The organism is Pseudomonas sp. OST1909 (genome assembly GCF_015277575.1).
Lineage (GTDB): Bacteria > Pseudomonadota > Gammaproteobacteria > Pseudomonadales > Pseudomonadaceae > Aquipseudomonas > Aquipseudomonas synxantha_A.
On the sequence record NZ_CP063780.1, the window covers coordinates 2,667,059 to 2,684,366 of the forward strand.

The 17,308-nt window shown below is 60.4% G+C and carries 13 protein-coding genes; 3 read left to right on the forward strand and 10 right to left on the reverse strand.

The genetic code is table 11. The features are described 5' to 3' along the window. Positions 1-4 precede the first annotated feature (4 nt). The 3 genes from IH404_RS11805 to IH404_RS11815 all read right to left on the reverse strand — a co-directional run bounded on the left by IH404_RS11805 (position 5) and on the right by IH404_RS11815 (position 3,828). Complete coding sequence (locus IH404_RS11805) at positions 5-2,239, reverse strand: molybdopterin cofactor-binding domain-containing protein (RefSeq protein WP_005787391.1); 2,235 nt, start codon at positions 2,237-2,239, stop codon at positions 5-7. Continuing rightward, positions 2,239-2,697 carry a (2Fe-2S)-binding protein gene (locus IH404_RS11810; RefSeq protein ID WP_194440465.1) on the reverse strand — a complete coding sequence of 153 codons (459 nt, stop codon included), beginning with the start codon at positions 2,695-2,697 and terminating at the stop codon, positions 2,239-2,241. Before IH404_RS11810 ends, IH404_RS11805 begins: the two co-directional genes overlap by 1 nt. 189 nt (positions 2,698-2,886) lie before the next feature. Next, a complete protein-coding gene (locus IH404_RS11815) occupies positions 2,887-3,828 on the reverse strand; it encodes a LysR family transcriptional regulator (RefSeq protein WP_005787401.1) in 942 nt (313 codons plus the stop codon). 109 nt (positions 3,829-3,937) lie between these two features. Between IH404_RS11815 and IH404_RS11820 the strand changes: the two genes are divergently transcribed. Together IH404_RS11820 and IH404_RS11825 are read left to right on the forward strand one after the other, a co-directional pair. Further along, complete coding sequence (locus tag IH404_RS11820; RefSeq protein ID WP_194440466.1) at positions 3,938-5,437, forward strand: CoA-acylating methylmalonate-semialdehyde dehydrogenase; 1,500 nt, start codon at positions 3,938-3,940, stop codon at positions 5,435-5,437. A gap of 245 nt (positions 5,438-5,682) precedes the next feature. Then, entirely contained in the window at positions 5,683-6,459 is a 777-nt protein-coding gene (locus IH404_RS11825) for an ABC transporter substrate-binding protein (protein WP_194440467.1), read from the forward strand. Between the two features lie 46 nt (positions 6,460-6,505). Here the strand turns inward: IH404_RS11825 and IH404_RS11830 are convergent, their stop codons facing one another. Genes IH404_RS11830 through IH404_RS11840 form a run of 3 tightly spaced genes read right to left on the reverse strand, consistent with a single transcriptional unit; the run spans position 6,506 to position 9,226 of the window. Further along, positions 6,506-7,132 (reverse strand): PAS domain-containing protein, encoded by a 627-nt coding sequence (locus IH404_RS11830; protein WP_005787407.1) that lies wholly within the window; start codon positions 7,130-7,132, stop codon positions 6,506-6,508. After that, the gene (locus IH404_RS11835) at positions 7,132-8,265 is read right to left on the reverse strand and encodes an FAD-binding oxidoreductase (RefSeq protein WP_194440468.1); all 1,134 of its coding nucleotides are present in this window, start codon (positions 8,263-8,265) and stop codon (positions 7,132-7,134) included. Before IH404_RS11835 ends, IH404_RS11830 begins: the two co-directional genes overlap by 1 nt. A 13-nt stretch (positions 8,266-8,278) precedes the next feature. After that, positions 8,279-9,226, reverse strand: coding sequence for an ornithine cyclodeaminase family protein (locus tag IH404_RS11840; protein WP_194440469.1), 948 nt, complete (start codon positions 9,224-9,226; stop codon positions 8,279-8,281). Between the two features lie 314 nt (positions 9,227-9,540). On the opposite strand from IH404_RS11840, the gene IH404_RS11845 reads away from it, so the two are divergent. Then, a complete protein-coding gene (locus tag IH404_RS11845; protein ID WP_194440470.1) occupies positions 9,541-12,033 on the forward strand; it encodes a hypothetical protein in 2,493 nt (830 codons plus the stop codon). An 86-nt stretch (positions 12,034-12,119) separates the two neighbouring features. Here IH404_RS11845 and IH404_RS11850 read toward each other — a convergent pair whose 3' ends face one another. From IH404_RS11850 to xylA, 4 genes are all read right to left on the reverse strand, one after another. Next, a complete protein-coding gene (locus tag IH404_RS11850) occupies positions 12,120-13,256 on the reverse strand; it encodes a sugar ABC transporter permease (protein ID WP_194440471.1) in 1,137 nt (378 codons plus the stop codon). Next, on the reverse strand, positions 13,257-14,813 hold the full coding sequence (gene xylG / locus IH404_RS11855; protein ID WP_194440472.1) for a D-xylose ABC transporter ATP-binding protein: 1,557 nt from the start codon (positions 14,811-14,813) through the stop codon (positions 13,257-13,259). Continuing rightward, entirely contained in the window at positions 14,810-15,811 is a 1,002-nt protein-coding gene (xylF, locus tag IH404_RS11860) for a D-xylose ABC transporter substrate-binding protein (protein WP_194440473.1), read from the reverse strand. Before xylF ends, xylG begins: the two co-directional genes overlap by 4 nt. Before the next feature lie 88 nt (positions 15,812-15,899). Continuing rightward, complete coding sequence (gene xylA / locus IH404_RS11865; RefSeq protein WP_194440474.1) at positions 15,900-17,216, reverse strand: xylose isomerase; 1,317 nt, start codon at positions 17,214-17,216, stop codon at positions 15,900-15,902. Positions 17,217-17,308 lie beyond the last annotated feature (92 nt).

Here is a 17,308-nt window from a genome sequence, read left to right on the forward strand (position 1 = left end):
TGGGTTAACTGAAGGTGTGGCGGCTCAACGGCAAGCTGCGGATGCGCTGGCCGGTCAACTGTGCCACCGCATTGACCACCGCCGGTGCCACGGCGGGCAATGGCGGTTCACCGATGCCTCCCATCTTTTCGCCGCTCTCGACGATCTTCACGTGCACCTGCGCCATACGTGAGGGCGGCAGGATCGGATACAGGTCGTAGTTACGCGCCCGTGGCATACCGTCCACGTACACCGCTTCCTCCAGCAACGTTTGCGAGAGCCCCAAGGCTACCGCGCCGCTGACCTGGGCTTGAATGATCGCCGGGTTGACGATGCTGCCCGGGTCGATGGCCTCCCAGATATGGTGGACCTTGACCTGGCCGTTCTCTATCGACACTTCGGCGACTACCGCCGCGTGAGAGCCAAAGGGCGAAGCCATGGCCACCCCGCGTGCACGGCGTGTGCCGTCTTCGGCGGTGTAGGGGCCACGCTTCCAGCCACCGGACAGCTCACCCACCGCTTGCAGCAAGGTGGTCAGCCGCGGGTTGTCGCGCAGCAGGTGCAGGCGCAACTCATACGGGTCGTGGCCGCCCTTGTCCGCCAGCTCATCCAGGAATGATTCGTAGAAAAAATCGTTAAGGGAATTACCCACTGAACGCCAGTAGCCGAGCATGGGCGCGCCCTTGACGTAGATCTGCGCGATGCGCTTGTTGGGGATTGCATAACTCTTGCCCGACAGGCCTTCCAGGGCGGTGGGGTCGATCTGCTCGCCCTGTTTGCCACTGAGGGCTTCGGTAGGGCCTTCGGTGGCACTCACCGCTTCGATGGCTACCGGCAGGCCCTTGTCGTCCAGCGCGGCACGAAACTTCACCACGGCGAGCGGGCGCAACACATCGCGCAGGAACTCTTCTTCACGGCTCCAGATCAGCTTGATCGGGCGGCCGACCGCCTTGGCCAGCGCGATAGCCTGCGGGTACGGATTAGCCGAGTCATACAGGAAATGCCGACCAAAAAAGCCCCCCAGCAGCGGGGAGTGCAGGGTGATTTGCTCGGTGGCGAGGCCGGTGCGCTTGGCAATGTCGGCGCGGAACATGTCCGGCGCCTGGTTGGGCAGCCACACCTCAAGCGTGCCGTCGGGGTTGAAGCGCGCCAAGGCTGAAGGCGGCTCCAGCTGGGCATGGTTGAGGTATTGGTTATGGTAGGTGGCTTCGACCCGAGTCTTGGCGCCAGCCAGGGCGCCGGCCACATCGCCCTGGTTTTCGTCATCGCGGGCCGGGCCCTGTTGGGCGGCGAGGAAGTCGCGGTATTTGTCGCTGGAAAAATCCGCCGGCATCGCCCGTACGGCCGAGTCGGCAGCGGCTTCCTGCCATTCAACCTGGATGGCCTCCACCGCACGCTTGGCGTGCCACCAGCGTTCGGCCACCACCGCCACGGCGCCTGGCAAGGTATGAACCGAATGCACCCCCGGCATGGCCTCGACCTGGGCCTGGTTACGCAGGCTGCCCACGCTCATGCCCAGGCGCGGCGCGTGCTGGACGGCGGCGTGGAGCATGTTGTCGAGTTTAAGGTCGATGGTGTAAAGCGCCTTGCCGGTGGATTTGTCATAGGCATCCAGGCGTTTGACCGGCTTGCCGATCCAACGGAACTGGCTAGGGTCGCGCAGGGTGATGGTAGCGGGGTCGGGCACCGGCATATCGAGGGCACGACCGGCCAGTTCACCGTAGCCCACGGAGCGGCCGGACGCGGCGTGTACCACGCGGCCAGGCTGGGTGGTCAGCTCGCTGAGCGGCACGCGCAGTTGCTCGGCGCCGGCCTGCATCAGCATGGCGCGGGCGAGGGCGCCGAGGCGGCGCATGGTCGGGTAGCTCATGCGCACCGACATGCTGCCGCCGGTGATGCGCAGGCCGTTTTCCATTACCACGTAGGCTTCACCCGGCGGGGCCGCTTCGACGATAAAAGTGGCGGGGTCGGCATCCAACTCTTCGCCGATGATCTGTGCCATGGCGGTATGGGTGCCCTGGCCGCCTTCCATGAAGGGGCTGAGCAGGCGCACGCTACCGTCCGGGCGAATTTCCAGGAACGCCGGCACTTGGGTGCCGCGTTCAGCAGCGCCGGTGGCGGCCTGCACCCGCGACGAGCCCAGGGGCAAGCCAAAGCCGATGACCAGCGCACCTACGGCGGTACTGGCGAGAAAGCGCCGACGCGACAGGTTGATCGGCTCGTCCAATTTAACGCCGGGCAGAATCTCGGACATATTCATCAGGCGGTCTCCTTCCCGGCGGCCAAGCCATCCATGGCAGCATGGATGGCGTTGTAAGTGCCGCAGCGGCACAGGTTGACCATTGCCGCATCGATCTGCGCTTTCGACGGAGCGGGGGTGTGCTTGAGCAGCGCGGTGGCCGCCATCACCTGCCCGGACTGGCAGTAGCCGCACTGCGCCACCTGATGCTCGACCCAGGCCGAGACCACGCGTTTGCCTACTTCATCGGCCTCGATGGCTTCGATGGTGGTGATCTCGAGACCGACCACCCCGGCTACCGGCGTCACGCACGAGCGCACCACATTGCCGTCCACCAGCACCGAACAGGCGCCGCACTGGGCCAGGCCGCAGCCGTACTTGGTGCCGGTCAGGCCCAGGTTGTCGCGGATCACCCACAACAACGGCGTGTCTGCCTCGGCCTCGACTTGATAGGCCTTTTGGTTAATACGTAATTCCATGGCTGGCTCACCTGCTGATCATCGGTTGGTGCTGCAAAATTCTTATAGGAACGGTGCGACTGTACGTCGCCCATCGTCGAACTCTAGACCACCGCGCAACAGCTATCTATGCAATCGACTTCAAGTTCAGAGGATCAGGCAAGAATTCAACAGGATTGGGTCACTGTCCTCTGTAGGAGCGAGCCTTCATCAGCCGCCAGTGAATTGAAACCCGCCCGACAGTTTTTCCTTCAAATACCCCACCAGCACCGTCACGGACCTGGGCACATGGGGCGAGTAGGGCCGAATCAGATAAATTTCATCGGCAAACGCGCCCTTGAGCGTCCAGCCCTTCAACACCTGTACTAACTTGCCGCTGGCCAGGGCAGCATGCGCGCTGAAGTCCGGCAGCAAGGCGACGCCCAGGTGATTGAGCGCCGCGTCGCGCAAGGCCTCGCTGTTGTTGGTGGAAAAGCTGCCGGCGATGGGCACGGTGGTGCGCTCGATATTTTTGCTGCCGCGCTCGAAGGTCCAGGCCGGCTGGTCGCTGCCCCGTGGGTAGTAAAGGCAGTTGTGGGCGCCCAGGTCTGCCGGGGTTCGCGGTTCACCGTGGCGTTGCAGGTAGTCCTGGGTAGCCACCAGCACTGAGGTGGTATCGCACAGCTTCCACGCCACATGCGTCTCCGGCACCTGGAAACCGTGGCGCACCGCCAGGTCGTAGCCTTCGGCCGCCAGTGAGCTCAAGGCGTCGGACACGTCTAGCTGGATGCGCACTTGCGGGTACTGCTGCAAAAAGCCGGAAAGGTGCGGCACCAGTTGTTGCCGGGCAAACGCCACGGGGGCGGTCAGGCGCACCAGGCCGCGAATTTCGCCGGCGGAGTCGCGCACCGACGAGAAGCTGCGGGCAATCTGCGCATAGGCACTGCGCACTTCGCGGGTCAAAGACAACCCGGCTTCGGTCAATCGCACGCTGCGGGTGGTGCGGGTCACCAGGCGCGTACCGGTGGCTTTCTCCAGATCGGAGATGCGCTGGCTGACCGCCGATTTGCTCACCCCCAACCGTGCCGCAGCGGCGGTGTAGGTGCCTTGTTCTTCCAGCACCGACAGCCAGTGGATATGGGTCCACAGCCCTTCGATCTCAGCCTTTTCCATGAGTGTATTGTTCGTATAAAAGGACAATAAGTTCTAGATTCTGCTCTGGTTTGGAACAAATCGAAAGCCTATCGTGTGTCCCAACGCTACCCACCTGGGATCCATTGCCATGACCACGACCATCGAGCACTACATCAACGACCAGCGCGTGAGCCGCGATGATCGCTATCAGGACGTCTATAACCCGGCCACCGGTGACGTCACCGCGCGCGTGGCCCTGGCCAGCCGCCAGACCGTAGGCGAAGCCGTCGCTGCCGCCCAGGCTGCATTCTCCGGCTGGGCCGACACCCCGCCGATCCGCCGCGCCCGCGTGTTGTTTGAATACCTGCACCTGCTGCGTGAGCGCAAGGATGACTTGGCGCGCATCATTGTCGCCGAGCACGGTAAGGTCTTCACCGACGCCCAGGGCGAAGTCGACCGTGGCATCGACATTCTCGAATTTGCCTGCGGCATTCCCAACCTGCTCAAGGGCGAGCATTCCGACCAAGTCTCCCGTGGCATGGACAACTGGACCATGCGCCAGCCGCTGGGCGTGGTGGCCGGCGTGACGCCGTTCAACTTCCCGGTGATGGTGCCGATGTGGATGTACCCGATCGCCATCGCGGCGGGCAACACCTTCATCCTCAAGCCAAGCCCCACCGACCCGAGCGCTTCGTTGTTCATGGCCGAGCTGCTGCGTGAAGCGGGCTTGCCCAAAGGCGTGTTCAACGTGGTGCAGGGAGACAAGGAATCGGTGGATGCGCTGATCGAACACCCGGACGTCAAGGCTGTGAGCTTTGTCGGTTCCACGCCGATTGCCCAGTACATCTATGAGAGCGGCGCCCGCAACGGCAAGCGCGTACAAGGCCTGGGCGGAGCGAAAAACCACATGGTGGTGATGCCCGATGCCGATATCGAGCGCACCGTCGATGCACTGATGGGCGCTGCCTACGGTAGCGCCGGCGAGCGCTGCATGGCCATCTCGGTGGCGGTGCTGGTGGGGGACGTGGGGGATAAGGTCATCGCCGCCTTGAGCGAGCGCGCCAAGACGCTGCGCATCACCGATGGCCGTGACTTGAAAGCCGAGATGGGCCCGATTGTTTCGCGGGCCGCCCTGGAGCGCATCAGCGGCTATATCGAGCAAGGCGTACAGGCCGGCGCGCAATTGCTACTCGACGGTCGTGATTACGTGCCAACCGAGCCTGGCCTGGAAAACGGCTTCTGGCTTGGCGCCACGCTGTTCGACCACGTGACCCAAGACATGAGCATCTACCGCGAAGAAATCTTCGGCCCGGTGCTGGCCTGCGTGCGCGTCAACGATTTCGCCGAAGCGGTGAAGCTGGTCAACGACCATGAGTTCGGCAACGGCGTCAGTTGCTTCACCCGCGACGGCAACATCGCCCGCGAATTTGCGCGGCGCATCGAAGTGGGCATGGTCGGCATCAACGTGCCGATTCCGGTGCCGATGGCCTGGCATGGTTTTGGCGGCTGGAAGAAGAGCCTGTTTGGCGACATGCATGCCTACGGCACTGAGGGTGTGCGTTTCTACACCAAGCAGAAGTCAATCATGCAGCGTTGGTCAGAGAGTATTGAACAGGGTGCGGAGTTTGCGATGCCGGTGTCGAAGTAAGGTCTCACGAGCACTGTAAGTCCAAGTGTGGGAGGGGGCTTGCCCCCGATAGCAGAGTGTCAGTCAGTCTCTATGTGACTGAAACACCGCTATCGGGAGCAAGCCCCCTCCCACATTTCGTACGCGTTTGTTCTGAATTGACGCGATGAGCATAAAAGTCCAGTATGGAATTATAAGTACAAAAAAGCTGCTGTCCGTTTTTCTTCACTCTTGCCAAACCTACAACAACCCGCGAGAACCCGATCATGAAGAAACGCCACCTTATTCCCGCCCTGGCCCTGAGCCTGTTCGCAGCCAGCCACCTGCTGGCCGCCGAGAAAACCCTGCGCATCGGCATCGAGGCCGCTTATCCACCGTTTGCGTCCAAGACCGGCGACGGCAAGATCGTCGGTTTCGACTACGACATCGGCAACGCCCTGTGCGCGCAAATGAAGGTCAAATGCGTGTGGGTTGAAGGTGAGTTCGACGGTCTCATCCCGTCCCTCAAGGTCAAGAAAATCGACCTGGCGCTGTCGTCCATGACCATTAACGAGGACCGCAAGAAGTCGGTGGATTTCACCCACAAATACTACTTCACCTCCTCACGCCTGGTGATGAAGGACGGCGCGGTGGTGGATGACCAGTACGCCAGCCTCAAGGGCAAGAACGTCGGCGTACAGCGCGCCACCACCACCGACCGTTATGCTACCGAGGTGTTCGAACCCAAGGGCATCAACGTCAAGCGCTACAGCAATAACGAAGAAATCTACATGGACCTGGCCGCAGGGCGCCTGGACGCGATTTTTGCCGACACCATCCCCTTGAGTGACTTCCTCTCGATGCCACGCGGCCAGGGTTACACGTTTGTGGGGCCGGAACTCAAGGATCCGAAATACGTCGGTGAGGGCGCGGGGATTGCGGTGCGCAAGGGCAATGGCGAGTTGGTCAGCGAATTGAATGCGGCCATCGACGGCATTCGTGCCAGTGGCGAGTACCAGAAGATTTCACAGCAGTACTTCAAGGCCGATATTTACGGCGACTGATCCAGGGAAATACGCGGTCAATGTGGGAGCTGTCTTCAGAAAGGGCTCAACCCTTGAGTTCCTTCAAATGCTTGTAGACCGTCGCCCGCCCCATGCCCAGTACGTTGGCGACATAGTTGGACGCGCTCTTGCCCTTGAACGCGCCTTCGGCGTGTAACGCCAACACCAGTTCACGTTTGTGGTCGCGGGTCAGCAGGTTCAGGCTCAACTGACGCTCACGCAGCCAGCCATGCAGAAAGGTGTTGATGCGCTCCTGCCAATCATCACGAAACAGCGCGTCCGGCTGGGCGATCAGCTTGCTCGGCGACAGGAACAGATCCAGCGCGGCCTTGGCGTTTTCCAGCAGTGAGATATTCAGGTTGATGCACAGCACGGCCAGCCGGCGACCGTTGTGGTCGTGCAGCACGGTGCTCAGGCTGCGGATTTTCTGGCCGTCCCAGTTGAGCTTTTCATAAGGCCCGATATTCACTTCGCTGACGTCACCGTCGAGCATGTCCTCCAGCGACGAGTCGTCACCCAGGCTGCGTTTGGACAGATTGTTGGCGATGTAGTCGACGGTTTGCGTGCGCAGGTCGTGCAGCACCACCTCCGCATGGGGAAAGAACAGCGTGGCGATCGCGTCGGCAATCGCACGAAAGTTCTGCATGACGTTGTCGTGTTCAGCGGTGTTCATCAAAGGGGCTCCAGGCGGACGGGGGAGAGCATACCAGCGTCCAGCCCGAACTGTACGAGGTGCTCGGGCAGCGGCTCGCCGCGCACCAGTGCAGCGCTGGCCTGGCCCATGGCCGGTGAGGTCTGGATGCCATAACCGCCCTGTGCCGCCACCCAGAACAGCCCCGGCACCTGTGGGTCAAAACCGCTGAGCAAATCCCCATCGGCCACAAAACTGCGCAGGCCGGCCCAGGTGCGCGTCGGGCGGCGGATGGTCAGGGTGGTGGCTTCCTCGATCTGGTAGATGCCCATGGCGATATCCAGCTCTTCGGGTTGCACGTCCTGGGCCTGGACCGGGTCGGCGTTGGCCGGCGAGCCGAGGAACATGCCCGCGTCGGGCTTCATGTAGAAGGCTTCGTCAAGGGCCACCAGCATCGGCCAGTCATGGGCATCGACGCCGTCCGGGCCGGCGAAGATAAATGCGGAGCGACGTTTGGGTTGCAAACCGATGGAGGCCGCGCCTGCCAGGCCGCCGATATGGTCGGCCCAGGCGCCGGCAGCATTGATGATGACCGGCGCGGTGAAGGTCGCATCTTGGGTACGCACGTGCCACAGGCCATCGGCGAAGCGGCTCAAGCCCAGCACATGGCTGTCGGTGCGTACTTGGCCATTGTTGCGACGGATGCCGCGCAGGTAGCCCTGGTGCAGGGCGTCGGTATCGATGTCGCACGCCGTTGGGTCATAGATTGCGCCGTGGACTTTTTCCCGGCGCAGGATCGGCAAGCGTTTACAGGCCTCGTCGGCGCTCAAGCGTTGCACCTGTGCCACGGTGGCTTTGGCGCTCAGGTATTGACTATCGAGTTCGGCCGGGTCGCCGGTGAAATCGACGGTCATTTCGCCCCGCGGAGTGAGCAGTGGGTGTTCGCAGAAACCTGCTGGCGGCTGGTCGAAAAACGCCCGGCTGGCCAGGGTCAGCGCGCGCACTTGCGGGGTGCCGTATGCAGCGGTGTAGAGCGCCGCCGAGCGCCCCGTGGAGTGATAGGCCGGATGGTTTTCGCGCTCCAGCACCAGCACCTTGGCGTGCTGCGACAACCAGAAGCCGGTGGACGCGCCGGCAATGCCGCCGCCGATGATGATGAAGTCTGCGTGGTGCATGTGAATCTCCTGATTAGCGCTGGCGTTGGTACAGGGCATTGGCCAATGCAATATCTTCCAGGCCCAGGCCGATAGAGCGGAAAAACACATGGCGCTGAGGGTCCGGGCGCTGCGCCATATCGCTGAGCAGTTCGGGCAGGTCGCCGAGCACCGCACGTTTATCCCAGCCGTGCTGTTCGCTGGCAATCAGCATTTCGCCCGCCGCATCCGGGGTGGTCTGGCGATAATCGCAGTACACCTGCATCTGTTCGAGGCACACGGGAGGCACTTCGTGGGCACGCGGTGCGTTGGTGCTGATGGAGGTGATCAGCGCGGGCTTGCTCAGGCGCATCGGGTCGATCACAGGGCCTGCCGAGGAGGTGCAGAGCAGAATCACATCGGCGTCTTGCAGCGCGGCATCGCAGCTGGCGGCGAGGCTCAGGCGCGGGTCCAGCGCGTTGAGTTGCGCGCGCGTTTCGGCGCTGGCACTGCCAAGGCTTGGGGAATACAGACGGATGTGCTGCCAGTCACGCAGGTTTTGCACATAGCGCAGGTGTGCCTGGGCGACCTTGCCGCTGCCGATAATCGCCAGGCGCTGCGCCGACAGCGGCGCCAGCGCATCGACTGCCAATGCGGTGGTGGCGGCCGTGCGTGCGGTGGTCAATTCAGCGGCATCGCACAACAGCAGCGGCTGGCCGCTGTGCATCGACATCAGCAGGGTCCACGCCGTCACCAGCGGGCCCTGTTCACGCACGATGTAGGGCGAGGTCTTGACGCCATACACGCCATCTTCTGCCAGCACTCCCAGGTAATTGATGAAATCTCCGGCGCCTTGGGGAAACTCCACGAACTGCTGCGCCGGCTGCACTGCCTGCCCGGCGGCGAGCTCGCGAAACAGCTTGCGCAGGATAGCGGGCACGTCGATTTGAGCCAGCAAGGTACGTGCCTGTGCCTGCTCGATGATGAGGGGGGTATTGGACATGGATGCCTCTGAATAAACTTATTTGTCCATTATGGACAATTAGTTTGTATGCGCAATAACCCAAGGAAAAAATCAGGCCAATGTGGGGCTTGCCCCCGATTGCTCAGCAGGCACAAGGCGGCAAGGATTGTTTAGGAAACGTAACAAGTGCAGTGCCTGTTGAAGGAACCTATTCGCGTATAGGCGCGACTCACCTGACGGCCGGTGTAAGCGCGAGGAACGATCCGCGTATGTCAGTGCCACCAGCGCAGGACGCCCCATACCAGACAGTCAGGTGGGGGTAATCGCAATTGTCTGAAAAAGGTACCTCATCAATGTTCTTGAATGATCTTTCTTCACCGAGCCCCGATTGCTATTTGCCCGGTGATCCCTCGTATTCAGAGATGACAAGCGCACTGGACTTGCCCAGCAACAATACAGCTGATCCTCTCAGCGAAACATCGAGCATTCTGGCACGACCTCTGTCCCAAGAGGCGCTTTACACTGCGATCATCCATGGACCTTTCACGGGCTCCTTGCGTAATACCCTGGAAGAACAGCTGCCGTGTATCGATGCTTATGCCCTCCGGGTTACCGCGCTGATCGATAGCGTAGAACGGGGTAACGAAGGTGAGCGCAATATCCGGTTCCAACAGACTCGTCAGTTCCTGGAACCTGCAGGTTACTTTAGCGCCGGATTGTTGGCCGCAGGGTACGACCCCCATGAAAAAATCAGCGTGACATTCAACACTTACGTAGGGAAATGGACGCCGCAGGTAAAAACCAACACGGACACACGCACCTACTTTGCATGGGAAATAGCAGCCGGCGCGCTAAAGCACGACCGGACATCGGAAGGTGGCCTGGTCAATTTCCGAACAACCCAAATCGAGCCACAAGACCGCAGCAGGGTCAGTGATCTGGAGGCGTTGGGAGCGCGACTCCAGCGCCATTGGGAAGCTGAGGTAGCCAAGCCAATGAGCGATGAATCAGGGCCACTGGCCGAGCGCTCGGGCAAAGCGGATGTCTATGTGCTGCGCGGCACCTTGCAAAGCCTGTTAAACGATAAGACTGGCTTCGAACAGTTAAGCGTTGAAACACAAGAGGCGATCTATCGAACGTTATATTGGAACGGCCAAGTCATTATTCCCAATCTCTATGGTTACCCATTGGCAGGCTATGCCTTTATTCCTGACTTGCCCTTTGATGGGAATGTCGAGCATCGACCCAATAAGGGGTTGATGATTGATTTGAAGAGCGGCAAGGCCAGTGAAATATCGGGCGATAGAGGCTTTTCCGAGTGGGCCAAAGAAAATCGCGATGACATCGTTAGTCGATTCAACGCCAGCGACAGGCAAGGCGGTATAGACGCGCATTGGCCCAAAGCTGGAGAGGTGCTTGATCATTACATTGCGGGCAATCTTGCTACCTATCCGGGGCGTCAAAATATAGTCAAAGACATGGCTGTGCCGGTGTGGGAAACATTTAATTATACGAAGTCGCGAGGCAGTGATTATTTTTTGAAGTACGGCAGCCTCCGTTCCGGTATTGCCTCAACGTACCAAGGGTTAAATGCCAATAATGCGGTGTGGAAGGACCAGACACAGGTATTTGGCGCCTCGCAGCAACGATGGAAGGCAGTAAAAGAAGCGTGGAGCAGTACCTTTGGTTATGCACCCGTCGTTGGCAATCTGGGCCAGATCGTTTTCGGGGCGCACGACTCCATTTATGGCATGACGGCTAACGATCGCGTGGGCGGCAATGCCGCAGCGGCCATTTCAGCTTTGCAGCTGGCGCACGATCTGGTGCCAGCCGGGGCAGAGGCGCAGGAGCCGCCGCTCATACCGTTTAACGCCAGCGCCAATGATCGTTACCAATGGCACCCTACAGCGCAGCCCGACGAAGTTGAACTGGCGCGAATATCCAATGCGCCGGCCACTACGCCGTCCACACCAGCGCCAACCTTTGCGGGAATGCGCGAGGTGGAGTTCAGGGGCAAGAAGTATTTTGTTGCTGACAAACCCGATGTGGCAGATGGTGAACATTACAAGCTGCAAGTACCCGACCCGCAAGACCCCTCGAAATTGGCATATAGCGGTATTGCCGCCAAGCCGGATGAGGCGGGAGTGTGGGCAAAAATGGGCGTCCCGGGTGGCGGGCTGAAAGAATATTTTTCCCGTAAATACAGACAGGCACGGGAAACGTTGGGCGCCGTTGCTCAACAACATGCCGACATGGCACTCCCCGTCAAGGAACACGAGGTCGAGCAGTTTACAAAGACGCTGGTGACACTCATGGGCGAGAGTAATGCAGGTGAGTTCGAATGGATTGAAACCTACACTCACGCGGATTCCGACTTTGTCAACGGACCACTGAGAGCGGGTAAGACCACGCCTGAGCTTGAAGCGTTTCTCGGCGAGTTCAATCAATTGAACCCTTATGAAGGCAAAGCTTATCGCTCAGCTTTTGTTACGGATGAAGGCGCGAAAAGGCTTAAAGATGGTGTTGGGAAAGTGTTCCAGGACCCAGGGGTCCAATCTGCTTCGGCAACGGTGCGTAATTCTGCCGAATGGGAGGGGTGGGCCAAAGGCGCGGCAAAGCAGCGAACCCGTGCCACTCAGCAGGTGGTGTATGTTTTTGATGAGTCTGTGCCGAAAATGAATATGTCGACAGACTTTTTGAAGGACCATGTTGCCATAGGTGCTGGAGAATTTTTGCAGGTGCTGGCTTTCAAAGAGCAGGGCCAGAAGTTATTTGTGTACCTCGCTTCGCCGTCCAAAATGCCGGAGCATGTTTACAATCTATTTGATGGGAAGATCATTTACTGATTGCCTGAGCCCCTCAGTCGGCTGGATGGCGGCATGACTATGTGCGCCACGCCACCGGTTTGCCATGGTACTGAGGGACTGGCGAATCAGCGCCGTCCTGCCCGCGTACTCACATCCACCCACACCGCGAGCACCAGAATGCTGCCCTTGACGATCATCTGCCAGTAACTGTCCACGTCGAGCATCGACATGCCGTTATCCAGGCTGGTAATCACCAAGGCTCCAAGCAATGCCCCATACACCGTGCCCGAGCCACCGCGCATCGAGGTGCCGCCAATAAAACACGCGGCGATGGCGTCGAGTTCCCCCATATTGCCCGCCGACGGGGAGCCGGCGGCGAGGCGGGCGGTGTTGACCAGGCCGGCGAGGGCGCACATCACGCCCATGATGCCGAAGATCCACAGTTTCACCGCTTGCACATTGATGCCCGACAGGCGCGTGGCTTCCATATTGCTACCCACCGCATAGACGCGGCGGCCGAACACGGTCTGGCGAGTGACGTAGCTGAACACGCCGAGCAGCACCAGTAACAACAGCACCGGTACCGGAATGCCGTCGTAGCGGTTGAGCGTGGTGACGAACCCGGCCAGCACCGCCCCGATCAGCACCACGCGCAACCCGTCACGCATCAGTGAGTGCGCGGCCAAGCCATGCAGTGCGCGGTTGCGCCGTTGTTTCCAGGTGAGGAACACCGTCAAGGCAAACAGCAACACCCCCAGCCCGATACCGACGGTGTGGGGCAAATACCCCTGGCCCACATACACCAGCGACGGCGACACCGGTGCAATGGTGGTGCCGCCGGTAATCCCCAGCAAAATCCCGCGAAACGCCAGCATCCCACCCAGGCCGACGATAAACGAGGGGATGCGCAGATAGGCGGTCATGTAACCGTTGGCCAGGCCGATTATCAACCCGCACAGCGCCACCAGGCTGAGGTTGGCCAGCAGCGGTACGTGATAGACCACGTCCAGAATCGCCGCCAGCCCGCCCAACAGTCCGAGCAACGAACCCACCGACAAATCGATCTCGCCGCTGATAATCACCAGCACCATACCGCACGCCAATATGCCGGTGATCGACATCTGCCGCAGCAGGTTGGACAAGTTACGCGGCGTGACAAAGCCGCCCTCGGTCTGCCAACTGAAAAACAGCCAGATGAACGCCACGGCGATCACCAGGGCGAGCATTTTGTAGCGGGTGAAAAGCTGTTTGACCTGATTCATCTACGCGGTCTTCCGATTATTAGGGTGTTGGCTGAGCGCAGCGGCGAGCACCTGTTCCTGGGTAAGCCCCTCGTTGATGAAGTCACCGCGCAGTTGGCCGTCGCCGATTACCAGCACGCGGTTGGACACGCCGAGCACTTCGGCCAGCTCCGAGGAAACCATGATGATCGACACACCTTCGGCCGCCAGCGCGCCCATCAGTTTGTAGATCTCATACTTGGCGCCCACATCTACCCCGCGTGTGGGTTCGTCGAGGATCAGCACCTTGGGCTTGGCCATCAGCATTTTCGCGAGCACGGCCTTTTGCTGATTGCCGCCGGACAGGCTGGTGATCGGCAGCAACGGGCTGGCGGTCTTGAGGTGCATACGTGCGATTTGCTGGTCGATGCTGCCCAGTTCGGCCTCAGCGTCGATGCGGCTCAGGTGCGCATAGGTGTCGAGCACAGCCAGGGTGATGTTATGGCCGACGCCCAGGTCGGGAATGATGCCTTGGCGCTTGCGGTCTTCGGGCACCATGCACAACCCGGCGCGGATCGATTTGAGCGGCGTGCGCGTATCGACGATTTGGCCGTCCAGCCACACCTGCGCGCTGTAGCGGCCGGGGTAGGCGCCGAACAGTGCCGACACCATTTCGGTGCGCCCGGCGCCCACAAGCCCTGCAATGCCGAGGATTTCGCCGCGCTTGAGCACAAACGAAATATCGTCGACGCGCTTGCGCTTGGGGTTGTCGACGTCGTAGCAGGTGACGTTGCGCGCTTCAAAAATCACCTCGCCCACTGCATGGGGCTCGGAGGGGTAGAGGTTGCTCATCTCGCGGCCGACCATTTGGGTGATGATCTGTGCGATGTCCATGTCCGCCATGGCGGTGGTCGCGATGTGCTTGCCGTCGCGGATCACTGCGATGGTGTCGCACACCGCAGCCACTTCATCGAGCTTGTGCGAGATATACACGCAGGCCACGCCCTTGGCCTTGAGGCCCTGGATGATGTCCAGCAGCACTTCGATTTCCGAGCGGGTCAGGGCTGAGGACGGCTCGTCAAGGATCAACAGGCGCGCTTGCTTGTTGAGAGCCTTGGCGATTTCCACCAGTTGCTGGTAGCCGCCGCCGTACTGCGACACTGGCAGCGCCACGTTCATGTCCGGCACCTTGAGTTCGCGCATCAAGACTTCGGCCCGTTGCAGCATCGCCGGGTAGTTCATGCGCCCGCCGGGCAGGGTCAGTTCGTGGCCCATGAAGATGTTTTCGGCCACCGACAGGTCGGGCACCAGGGTCAGTTCCTGGTGAATGATGACGATGCCGGCGGCCTCGGTTTCGCGAATGGACTGGGCCTTGAGCGGCTGCCCGTCCCAGAGGATTTCGCCCTCCCAGGTGCCGTAGGGGTAGACCGCCGACAGCACCTTCATCAAGGTGGATTTACCGGCACCGTTCTCACCGCACAGCCCGACGCACTCTCCCGGGCGTACCTTGATATCGATGCCATTGAGGGCGTTGACACCGCCAAAGCTTTTGACGATGCCGTTCATTTGCAGCAGGTAGTCGGCGGCCATGGCGGTCATTGCCCGCCGATCTGCTCTTTGGTGTAGAACCCATCCTTCTCCAGCACGTCGATATTGGCTTTGGTCAACGGCGTTGGGGTGAGCAGGATGGTGTCGACTTTCTTGCTGCCGTTGTCGTACTGCGAGCTGTAGGTCGGCTTTTCGCTGCGCGCCAGTTGCACCGAGAGCTTGGCGGCTTCGGTGGCGATCAGCTTGAGCGGCTTGTAGACGGTCATGGTCTGGGTGCCGTCGATCACGCGCTTGATTGCCGCAAGGTCAGCGTCCTGGCCGGAGATCGGCACCTTGCCCGCCAGCTTCTGTGCGGCCAGGGCCTGGATCGCGCCGCCGGCGGTGGCGTCGTTGGAGGCAACGATGGCATCGATCTTGTTGTCATTACGGGTCAGGGCGTTTTCGACAATGCTCAAGGCTTCGGTAGGGTTCCACTCCTTGACCCACTGCTGGCCGACAATCTTGATGTCGCCCTTGTCGATAGCTGGTTGCAGCACCTTCATCTGGCCTTCGCGCAGCACCTTGGCGTTGTTGTCCGTCGGTGCGCCGCCGAGCAGGAAGTAATTGCCCGTGGGCGCCGCTTGCAGCACGCCGTTGGCCTGCATCTCACCGACCTTTTCGTTATCAAACGAGATGTACGCGTCGATGTCTGCGTTGAGGATCAGGCGGTCATAAGACACCACTTTGATCCCGGCCTTCTTGGCTTCGGCTACGGCGTTGGTCAGCACCGTGGCGTTGAACGGCACGATCACGATCACATCGACGCCACGGGAGATCAGGTTTTCGATTTGCGAGATTTGCTTTTGCTCGTTGGCATCAGCGGACTGCACGAAGACCTTGGCATCAAGTTTTTCTGCGGCGGCGACGAAGTAATCGCGGTCGCGGGACCAGCGCTCCAGGCGCAAGTCATCGATGGAAAAACCGATTTTAGGATGGGCCGGATCGGCCATCACCGGCAAGGCGAGCAGGGCCAGGGCAGTGGTGAGCAGGGTGCGTTTGAATGACTTCATGGTGGTGCGTCCTTTTATTGTTGTTGGAAAGACACTAGGTGAAGACTCTCATTGTGGCGAGAGAGCTTGCTCCCTAGCCACAGGACACTCAGGTGTAGATAAACCGATTCACAACCCCCTCAAGCATCTCCTGTCGACCACTCACGGCCTGCGGATTCAGTTCGTGGGCAAACGCATGTTCAGCCAGTGATTCCAGGCTGAACTCACCTGCCAGCACCGCCTGGCCCAATGGTTGCTCCCACCCGGCGTAACGCTGGTCCTTGAATTGCTGCAACGTGTCGTTCTGCACCATCGCCGCCGCACGTTCCAAGGCCAGCGCCAGCACATCCATGGCTGCCACATGCCCGTGGAACAGGTCCACCTCGTCCAGGCTCTGGCGGCGCACCTTGGAATCGAAATTGTAGCCACCGTTCTTGAAACCTCCGGCCTTGAGGATTTCATAGGTGGCCAGGGTCATTTCTTCGACGCTGTTGGGGAACTGGTCGGTGTCCCAGCCGTTCTGCGGGTCGCCGCGGTTGGCGTCGATGCTGCCGAAGATCCCCAGGGACACGGCCGTGGCAATTTCATGATGAAAACTGTGCCCGGCCAACGTCGCGTGGTTGGCCTCGATGTTCACCTTGATTTCGTTCTCCAGGCCGTATTCATGCAGGAAGCCGAACACCGTGGCACTGTCGTAATCGTACTGGTGCTTGGTCGGCTCCTGAGGTTTTGGCTCGATCAACAGGTCACCGGTAAAGCCGATCTTGTGCTTGTGCTCCACCACCATGCGCATAAAACGCCCGAGCTGTTCACGCTCGCGCTTGAGGTCGGTGTTGAGCAGGGTTTCGTACCCTTCACGGCCACCCCACAGCACATAGTTGGCACCCTTGAGCCGCAGCGTGGCGTTCATCGCACTGAACACCTGGGCGGCAGCGAAGGCGAACACTTCCGGGTCCGGATTACTCGCGGCCCCGGCGGCAAAGCGCGGGTTGCTGAAGCAATTGGCGGTGCCCCACAGCAGCTTGATGCCGGTCTGTTCCTGATGGCGCTCCAGGTGATCGACCATCTGTGCGAAATGGTTGCGGTACTCCTTGAGCGAGCTGCCTTCTGGCGCTACGTCGGTGTCGTGGAAACTGTAGTAGTCGATACCCAGCTTGGAAAAAAACTCAAAGGCCGCCTCCGCCTTGCCGATCGCCAGCTCCATCGGATCGCCACTGCGCTGCCATGGGCGTTTGAACGTACCCATGCCAAACATATCCGCCCCCGGCCACACAAAGGTGTGCCAATAACAGGCGGCCATGCGCAGGTGTTCGCGCATGGGTTTGCCTAGGATCAGCTTGTTGGCGTCGTAATGGCGAAAGGCGAGGGGGGATTCGCTGGCAGGGCCTTCGAAGCGAACCTTGTCGACACCGGGGAAGTACGGCATGGCGGTTTCCTTATTGTTCTGGGCGGTGTCTGGATACTAGCAACGGCACCTGGGGTGCTGATTATGAAAATCACCAAGGTGTAGTGCGATTT